This is a genomic window from Streptomyces sp. BR123, assembly GCF_013401435.1.
Classification (GTDB): domain Bacteria; phylum Actinomycetota; class Actinomycetes; order Streptomycetales; family Streptomycetaceae; genus Streptomyces.
In genome coordinates this window covers 1-7,347 of the sequence record NZ_JACBGN010000332.1, presented here as the reverse complement: position 1 = coordinate 7,347, position 7,347 = coordinate 1, and the positions used below count along the sequence as shown (strand labels likewise).

At 74.1% G+C, this 7,347-nt stretch carries 7 protein-coding genes; 2 read left to right on the top strand and 5 right to left on the bottom strand.

Annotated elements, in window-relative coordinates; genetic code table 11:
* The first annotated feature begins 79 nt into the window (after positions 1-79).
* On the top strand, positions 80-637 hold the full coding sequence (locus HYE82_RS31715) for a flavin reductase family protein (protein WP_179177654.1): 558 nt from the start codon (positions 80-82) through the stop codon (positions 635-637).
* Positions 624-1,931: a cation:proton antiporter gene (locus HYE82_RS31710; RefSeq protein WP_179177652.1), complete on the top strand. Its 1,308-nt coding sequence runs from the start codon at positions 624-626 to the stop codon at positions 1,929-1,931. Before HYE82_RS31715 ends, HYE82_RS31710 begins: the two co-directional genes overlap by 14 nt.
* A 148-nt stretch (positions 1,932-2,079) precedes the next feature.
* Here HYE82_RS31710 and trpD read toward each other — a convergent pair whose 3' ends face one another.
* The 5 genes from trpD to HYE82_RS31685 all read right to left on the bottom strand — a co-directional run bounded on the left by trpD (position 2,080) and on the right by HYE82_RS31685 (position 7,209).
* Complete coding sequence (trpD, locus tag HYE82_RS31705; RefSeq protein WP_309144510.1) at positions 2,080-3,234, bottom strand: anthranilate phosphoribosyltransferase; 1,155 nt, start codon at positions 3,232-3,234, stop codon at positions 2,080-2,082.
* Between the two features lie 38 nt (positions 3,235-3,272).
* Positions 3,273-3,488 (bottom strand): hypothetical protein, encoded by a 216-nt coding sequence (locus tag HYE82_RS31700; protein WP_179177650.1) that lies wholly within the window; start codon positions 3,486-3,488, stop codon positions 3,273-3,275.
* Positions 3,489-3,740: 252 nt separating this feature from the next.
* The gene (locus HYE82_RS31695; RefSeq protein WP_179177649.1) at positions 3,741-5,123 is read right to left on the bottom strand and encodes a class II 3-deoxy-7-phosphoheptulonate synthase; all 1,383 of its coding nucleotides are present in this window, start codon (positions 5,121-5,123) and stop codon (positions 3,741-3,743) included.
* Positions 5,124-5,146: 23 nt separating this feature from the next.
* Positions 5,147-5,743: an aminodeoxychorismate/anthranilate synthase component II gene (locus HYE82_RS31690; RefSeq protein ID WP_179177648.1), complete on the bottom strand. Its 597-nt coding sequence runs from the start codon at positions 5,741-5,743 to the stop codon at positions 5,147-5,149.
* Complete coding sequence (locus HYE82_RS31685; protein WP_309144511.1) at positions 5,740-7,209, bottom strand: anthranilate synthase component I family protein; 1,470 nt, start codon at positions 7,207-7,209, stop codon at positions 5,740-5,742. Before HYE82_RS31685 ends, HYE82_RS31690 begins: the two co-directional genes overlap by 4 nt.
* Positions 7,210-7,347: the final 138 nt, after the last annotated feature.

Below are 7,347 nucleotides of genomic sequence, written 5' to 3'. Positions count from 1 at the left end.
GTCCCACACGTCCCGGCCCGCCCGGCCCCTGCGGTCCCCGCAGCCCGGGGGCGCCGCCGAGACCGACATCAGGCCGCTGATGTCGGCGTTCCCGTCCGGTGTCTCGGTCGTCACGGCCCTCGGCACGGACTCCGAGCCGCGCGGCATGACGTGCAGCTCGCTGGCCAGCGTCGCCCTCTCCCCTCCCACCGTCGTGCTGTGCCTGCGCACGCAGAGCCCCACCACGCAGGCGGTGCTGGAGACCGGGCAGGTGGCGGTCAACCTGCTGGACGAGCAGGCGCGCCCCGTCTCGGACCTGTTCGCCTCGGGCGACCCGGAGCGGTTCGCGCGGACCGAGTGGCGGCTGCCGCTGGGGGCCGGCGGCCCGCACCTGACGGGCGCCGCGCACGCCATAGCCGACGGCGAGGTGGCCCACGCGGTGGAGTTCGGCGACCACACCGCCGTCTTCGTCCGGGTCCACCGGGTCTCGCTGCGCGAGGACGGGCGGCCGCTGCTGTACGGCCGGCGCAGATACGCGCGGTGGAGCGATGCGACGTCCGTGCCCGGTCCGCCGGCCGCCGCTCCCCCGGAGCCGGCCGCGCCCGCCCGCGTCAGTGCCCCCGCGGCGCCGGAGGGGGCTGCCCGTGTCCGCCCGTGACCCGCTGCCCGATCTGCTGATCGCGATCCCCGCGGTCATCCTCGCCTGCAAGGCCGGCGCGATGCTGTTCCGCCGGATCGGCCAGCCCCCGGTCGTCGGGGAGATCGCCGTCGGGATCCTGATGGGCCCGTCGCTGCTGGGCTGGCTGTGGCCCGACGCCCAGACATGGCTGTTCCCCGGGACGGTCCTGCCGTTCACCGGGGCGTTCGGAAACGTCGGCCTGCTGGCGTTCATGTTCCTGGTGGGCCTGGAGCTGAACCTGTCGGCCCTGCGCGGCCACAGCAGGACCGCCATCGCGGTGAGCCAGGCGAGCATCGCGCTGCCGCTGCTCCTCGGCTCCGGCCTCGCCCTGCTGATGTACGAGGGCTTCGCGCCGAAGGGGGTCACGAAGGTCGCGTTCGTGCTGTTCCTCGCCGTGTCGATGAGCATCACGGCCTTCCCGGTGCTGGCCCGGATCCTGACCGACCGCGGGCTCTACCACACCCGGATCGGGGCGCTGGCCATGGCGTGCGCCGCCGTGGACGACGTGACCGCCTGGTGCCTGCTGGCGGCCGTGGTCGCGGTGAGCACGAGCACCTCGGCGATCGAGGCGGTCACCACCGCCGGCCTCGCGGCCCTGTTCCTCGCCTTCATGATCTACGCCATCCGGCCGCTGATGGCCCGATGGGCGCGGCGGGCCGCCCGCACCGTCGACTCGGTGGTCCTCGTGGTGCTGTTCAGCGGGCTGTGCCTGTCGGCGTTCACCACCGACAGGATCGGCGTGCACGCCCTGTTCGGGGCCTTCGTCTTCGGGGTGGTCACCCCGCGGGGCTCCCGGGTCATCGAGCTGTGCGCGGCCCGGCTGCGGGCCTTCACCATCCCGGTGCTGCTGCCGCTGTTCTTCGTCAACACCGGTCTGAAGACGAACATGCAGGTGCTGGCCGCCGACCCGATGCTGTGGCTGTGGGCGCTGGCCGTCATGGCGGTCGCCTTCCTCGGCAAGTGGGGCGGCAGCTCCGCCGCGGCCCGGGCAAGTGGGCAGTCCTGGCGGGACTCCCTGTCGATCGGGGCCCTGATGAACTGCCGCGGCCTGACGGAGCTGGTGGTGCTGAACCTGGGGCTGGAGCTGGGCGTGATCGGGCCGGACCTGTTCACGATGCTGGTCCTGATGGCCCTGCTCACCACGGCGATCACCTCTCCCGCGCTGTCGTGGATCCGGCGCGGCGTGCCGCCGGACGAGGAATCGGGGGATCCGGCCGACGGGCCCTTGGTGCACGAGCCGGTGCGGCTGCCGGCCGCGGTCGGCAAGACCTGACCGACCGCCGGACCGCCGGACCACCGGGCCACTGGACCGCCGGGCCACTGGACCGCCGGATCGCCGGGCTGACGGACCCTGGCCCGGCGGCCCGGCGGCGGCGCCCCCTCCCGGGGGCGCTGCGGCCGGGGCGCGTCCGCGGTCCCGCTCAGCGCCCTGCGGCGGCGAGCGGCGCCCCTGCCTGCACGTCCTGCGCGTCCTGCGGAGGCCCGGCGGCCGGTTGCCGCGGTGTCCCGCCGGGCGCCGCGCTGGCGCGGACCCAGCGGTCCAGTACGGCCCGGGCCGCGCCCGAGTCGAGGGCGGAGGCCGCGACGGCGACCGCCGCGCCGAGCCGCTCGGTGACCGTGCGGCCCCGGGCCGGTTCGGCGGCGGCCAGGGCCGCGCCCGCCGACAGCAGGACCGCGTCGCGTACGGGGCCCTGCTCGCCCCCGGCCAGGAGCCGGCGGGCGACGGCCGCGTTGTGCGCGGCGTCCTCGCCCCGCAGGGCCTCGACCGGGGCGAGGGCGATCCCGATGTCCCGCGGGTCGAAGGGTTCCTCCCGGACCCTTCCGTCCTCGACGGTCAGCACCGTCGAGGTGGTGGTGACGGTGAGCTCGTCGAGCCCGTCGTCGCCGCGGAACACCAGGGCGCTGCCGCCCCGCCGGGCCAGGACGCCCGCGATCAGCGGGAGCAGCCGTGCGTCGGCCACCCCCACCGCCTGGGCGGTGGGGCGGGCCGGGTTGGTCAGCGGGCCGAGCGCGTTGAACACGGTGGGGATGCCCAGCTGCCGGCGGACGGCGGCTGCGTGCCGCATGGAGGGGTGGAAGTCGGGGGCGAAGCAGAAGGTGATGCCCGCCTCCTCCGCCAGGGCCGCCACCCGGGCCGGGTCCGGGCGCAGGGTCACGCCCAGGGCCTCCAGCACGTCGGCCGAGCCGCAAGCGGAACTCGACGCCCGGTTGCCGTGCTTGACGATCCGGGCGCCCGCGCCGGCCGCGACGATCGCGGACATCGTGGAGATGTTCACCGTACGGGCGCCGTCCCCGCCCGTACCGACCACGTCGACGGTGGTGCCGGGGACGTCGAGGGGGACCGCGTGGTCGAGCATGGCGCGGACCAGGCCCTCCAGCTCGTCGACCGTCTCCCCCTTCACCCGCAGGGCCACCAGGAAACCGGCGAGCTGGGCCTCGGTGGCCTCTCCCCGCATCACCCGGTGCATGGCCCAGGCCGTGTCGGCGGCGGCCAGGTCACGCCCGGCGAGGAGGTCCTGGAGCAGGACGGGCCACTGGTGCCGGCCCGCGTGCGGTTCTGGTCTGGCGGTGGTCACGTGGTGCTCCCTCGGGGTCGTCGGGTGTGCCTGCCGGCTCAGCCCCATTCCCGGGTGTCGGGGGAGGCGGTCGGCGTGGGGCTCGCGGTCGGCTCGGCGGCCGGGGCCGTGGTGCCGGTGGTGCCGTCGGCGCTGATGCTGGTCCGCTGGCCCGCCGTCACCTCGTGGGCGAGGCCGGCACCTCCCGCGAGGGCGGCCGACGCGATGACCGCGACGGTGATGCGCTGGACCTGAGTGCGCCATGTGTTCCGCATGACTTCTTCTCTCCCCGTCGGTGTCTTCCGGTGGCCGGTCTGTTCCGGTGAGAAGAACGTTAGGGAGACGGGGCTTCGAGCCGATATCGCTCCTCCTTCGAGCGGACGCGTTCTTCGATAAAGGCGATATAACCGCTGGTACGAGGGGGTGTACAGGATCTCGGCGGGACTTGCCGGACTCCTCCGGCGGCGCTTGACAGGCGCCGGGAAGGCCCTTCGGGGGCATTCGGGGCTCCGCCGTTATCGTCCGCGTCAGCGCTCCCGGTACATCTCGGCGACGAGGAAGGCCAAGTCGAGGGATTGGGTCCGGTTCAGCCGCGGATCACAGGTGGATTCGTAGCGTTCGCCGAGTTCCTCCAGACTGACCTCCTCACCGCCTCCCACGCATTCCGTGACGTCCCCTCCGGTGAATTCCAGGTGGACTCCGCCGGGATGGGTGCCCAGCTCCCGGTGGACCTCGAAGAAGCCCTTCACCTCGTCGACGATGTCGTCGAAGCGGCGGGTCTTCAGCCCCGACGGCGCCTCGAAGGTGTTGCCGTGCATGGGGTCGGTCACCCACGCCACCGGCGCGCCCTCCGCCGCGGCCTTCTCGACCAGCTCCGGCAGCCGTGCCCGCACCTGCGCGGCCCCCATGCGCACGATGAACGTGAGCCGGCCGGGCTCCCGTTCGGGGTCGAGCCGGTCGATGAGCCGGAGCACGGTCTCGGCGTCGGTGGCGGGGCCGAGTTTGACGCCGATGGGGTTGGCGATCGCCGAGAAGAACTCCACGTGCGCCCCGCCGAGGTCGCGGGTGCGCTCGCCGATCCAGAGCATGTGGCCGCTGGTGGCGTAGTGCCGTCCCGTCACCGGGTCCTCGCGGACCAGGGGCTGCTCGTAGTCCAGCAGCAGGCCCTCGTGGCTGACGTAGAACTCCACGGCGTGCTGGATGCGGTCGTCGGCGCCGCAGGCCCGCATGAAGGCCAGCGCCTGGTCGATCTGGGTGGCGAGGGCCGCGTACCGCTCGCCGACCGGTGAGCGGGCCACGAAGTCCTGGTTCCAGGCGTGCGCCTGGCGCAGGTCCGCGTACCCGCCGGTGGTGAAGGCCCGTACGAGGTTCAACGTGCCGGCGGCGGCCCGGTGCATGCGCAGCAGCCGCCCCGGGTCGGGGGTGCGTTCGGCCGGGTCGAAACCGAAGCCGTTGACGGCGTCGCCCCGGTAGGCCGGCAGGGTCGTCCCCCCACGGGTCTCGGTGGGTCTGGACCGGGGTTTGGCGTACTGGCCCGCCATCCGGCCGATCTTGACCACCGGGACGGAGGCCGCGTACTGGAGGACGAGGGCCATCTGCAGCAGGGTGCGCACCTTGCGGCGCACCGCGTCCTCCCCGGTGTCGGCGAAGGTCTCGGCGCAGTCGCCGCCCTGGAGCAGGAAGGCCTGGCCGAGGGCGACCGCGCCGAGCCGCTCCTTCAGCTGCTCGCATTCGGCGGCCACCACGAGCGGAACCGCGGCCCGTAGTTCCCTGCGGGCCGCGTCGAGGGCCCGCGGGTCGGGCCAGTCGGGCTGCTGTGCGGCGGGCAGCGCCCGCCGGGAGCCGGGTCCGGGATGCGGGTCGGGCCGGGGCTCGGGCTGGGTTTCGGGGTGTGGTTCCGGGTGTCCCACGACGGTGCTCCTTCGTCCCGCGGTCACCCGGTGAGGGTGCCGGCCGGCTGGTTCCGTGCGCTGGCGAGGAAGTTCTCCAGGAGCCGCATCCCACCGACCGTGGTGATCGACTCGGGGTGGAACTGGACGCCCTCGACGGGGAGGGTGCGGTGCCGCAGCCCCATCACGTAGCCGTCGTCGGCTGCGTGGGCGGTGGCGGTCAGCTCCTCGGGCAGGGGTTCGGCGACGATGAGGGAGTGGTAGCGGGTGGCGGTCATGGCGGAGCCGAGGCCGGTGAAGACCCCGGAGCCGTCGTGCCGGACCGGGCTGGTCTTGCCGTGCTTGAGCCGGTCCGCGACGGTGACCCGGCCGCCGTAGGCCAGGCCGATGGCCTGGTGGCCCAGGCAGATGCCGAGCAGCGGCACCCGGCCCGCGAAGTGGCGGACGAGCTCGGGGTGGCCGGAGTCGGCGGGGTGCCCGGGGCCGGGCCCGAGGAGCACGGCGTCGGGCCGCAGCGCGGCGAGCTCCCCGGGGCTGCGGGTGCCCGAGCGGACGACGTCGGTGTCCGCTCCGAGGGTGCGCAGGTACTGGGCGATGATGTGCGTGAAGCTGTCGCGGGCGTCGACGAGGAGGACCTTCACGGGAGCAGCTCCTGACCGGTGAGCGCCCAGTGGGCGGCGCCCATCTTGTGGAGGGTCTCGCGCCATTCGGCGGTGGGCGAGGAGTCGGCGACGATGCCGGCGCAGCTCTGGGTGGAGTACGTGCTGCCGTCGTGGGTGACGGTGCGGATGCACAGGGCGAGGCGGGACCAGCCGCGGACGTCGACGAGGCCGACGGCTCCGGCGTACATGTCCCGGGGCTCGTCCTCCAGCGCGTCGATGATCTCCATGGCGCGGAGCTTGGGCGCGCCGGTGACGGTGCCCGCCGGGAAGGTCGCCTTCAGCGCGGACCACACGTCCTCGCCGGGGGCGAGTTCGCCCTCGACGGTGGAGACGAGGTGGAAGACGTGGCTGAAGGTCTCCACCGTCATCAGCTCGCGGGCCTCCAGGGTGGTGGGCACGCAGACCCGGCCGATGTCGTTGCGGCAGAGGTCGACGAGCATCACGTGCTCGGCCTGTTCCTTCTCGCTGGCGAGGAGGGCCTCGATGCGGGGGAGGTCGACCGCCGGGTCGCCGCTGCGCGGGGTGGTGCCCGCGATGGGCCGCATCACGATCCGCTCGCCCTCGGTGCGGAACAGCACCTCGGGGCTGGCGCCGATCAGGGTCCGGTCGCCGCGGGGGACGAGGTACATGTACGGGGAGGGGTTGCGTCCGCGCAGGCGCCGGTACACGTCGAGGGGCGTGAGGTCGGTGTCGACCTCGATGCGGTGGCCGATCTGGATCTGGTAGATGTCGCCGACGCCGATGTGCCGCAGGCAGTCCTCGACGCGCGCGCGGAACGCGGTCTCGTCGGTGCTGTCGCGGACGGCGCGGGGGGCCGGGGCCTCGGGCAGGCGGCCGGGCGGGGTGGCGGTGCCGGCCGGGAGCCGTTCGACGATGCCGGCGAGGTCGGTGCGGGCGGCGGGGCCTCCGTCGGGGCCGAGGGCGGGGCCGCGGGCGGCGAGGCGGACCGCGGTCCCGGCGTCCAGGTCGTACCAGACGGTGTCCTGGAACAGGGTGAGGACGAGGTCGGGGGCGGCGCCGGGGCGCGTACGGCGGGCGGGCAGGTCCTCCATGTGCCAGGCGGCGCCGTAGCCGATGGTGGCGAGGAAGCCGAAGGCGTACGCGGGACGGGGGCTGTCGACGTCGAACGCGGCCTGGACGGCGCGCAGCAGGTCCCACAGCTGCTCGGGGCGGTCGTAGAGGCGGTCGCCGCCGGGGACTGCGACCAGGCCCAGGTCGTCGGCGACCCGGCCGAGGACGGCCAGGACGGCGGGCACCCCGACGGCTTCGATCCTGCCGGGGTGGACGCGCAGTTCGGCGAGCCGGCCGAAGCCGACGACGGCGGAGTTCCCGTCGAAGTCGGGGCTCTCCAGGGATTCGAGGAGGAAGACGTCCTCGCCGAACCGACTCCGCAGGGCCGCGTAGAGCTCCACCGGCGGGTGCGGGTCGAGGGCGGTCTCCTCGATCCGGAGGGGAAGGGGCCGCCCCGCCCATCGCCACGTCGGCAGCTCTCCGGCCAGGAAGGACTCGACGAGCTCGACGGCATGTTCCTTGACGATCACGGCCTCATCCTCCACCACCGGTCAACCGGTTTTCGGCATGCC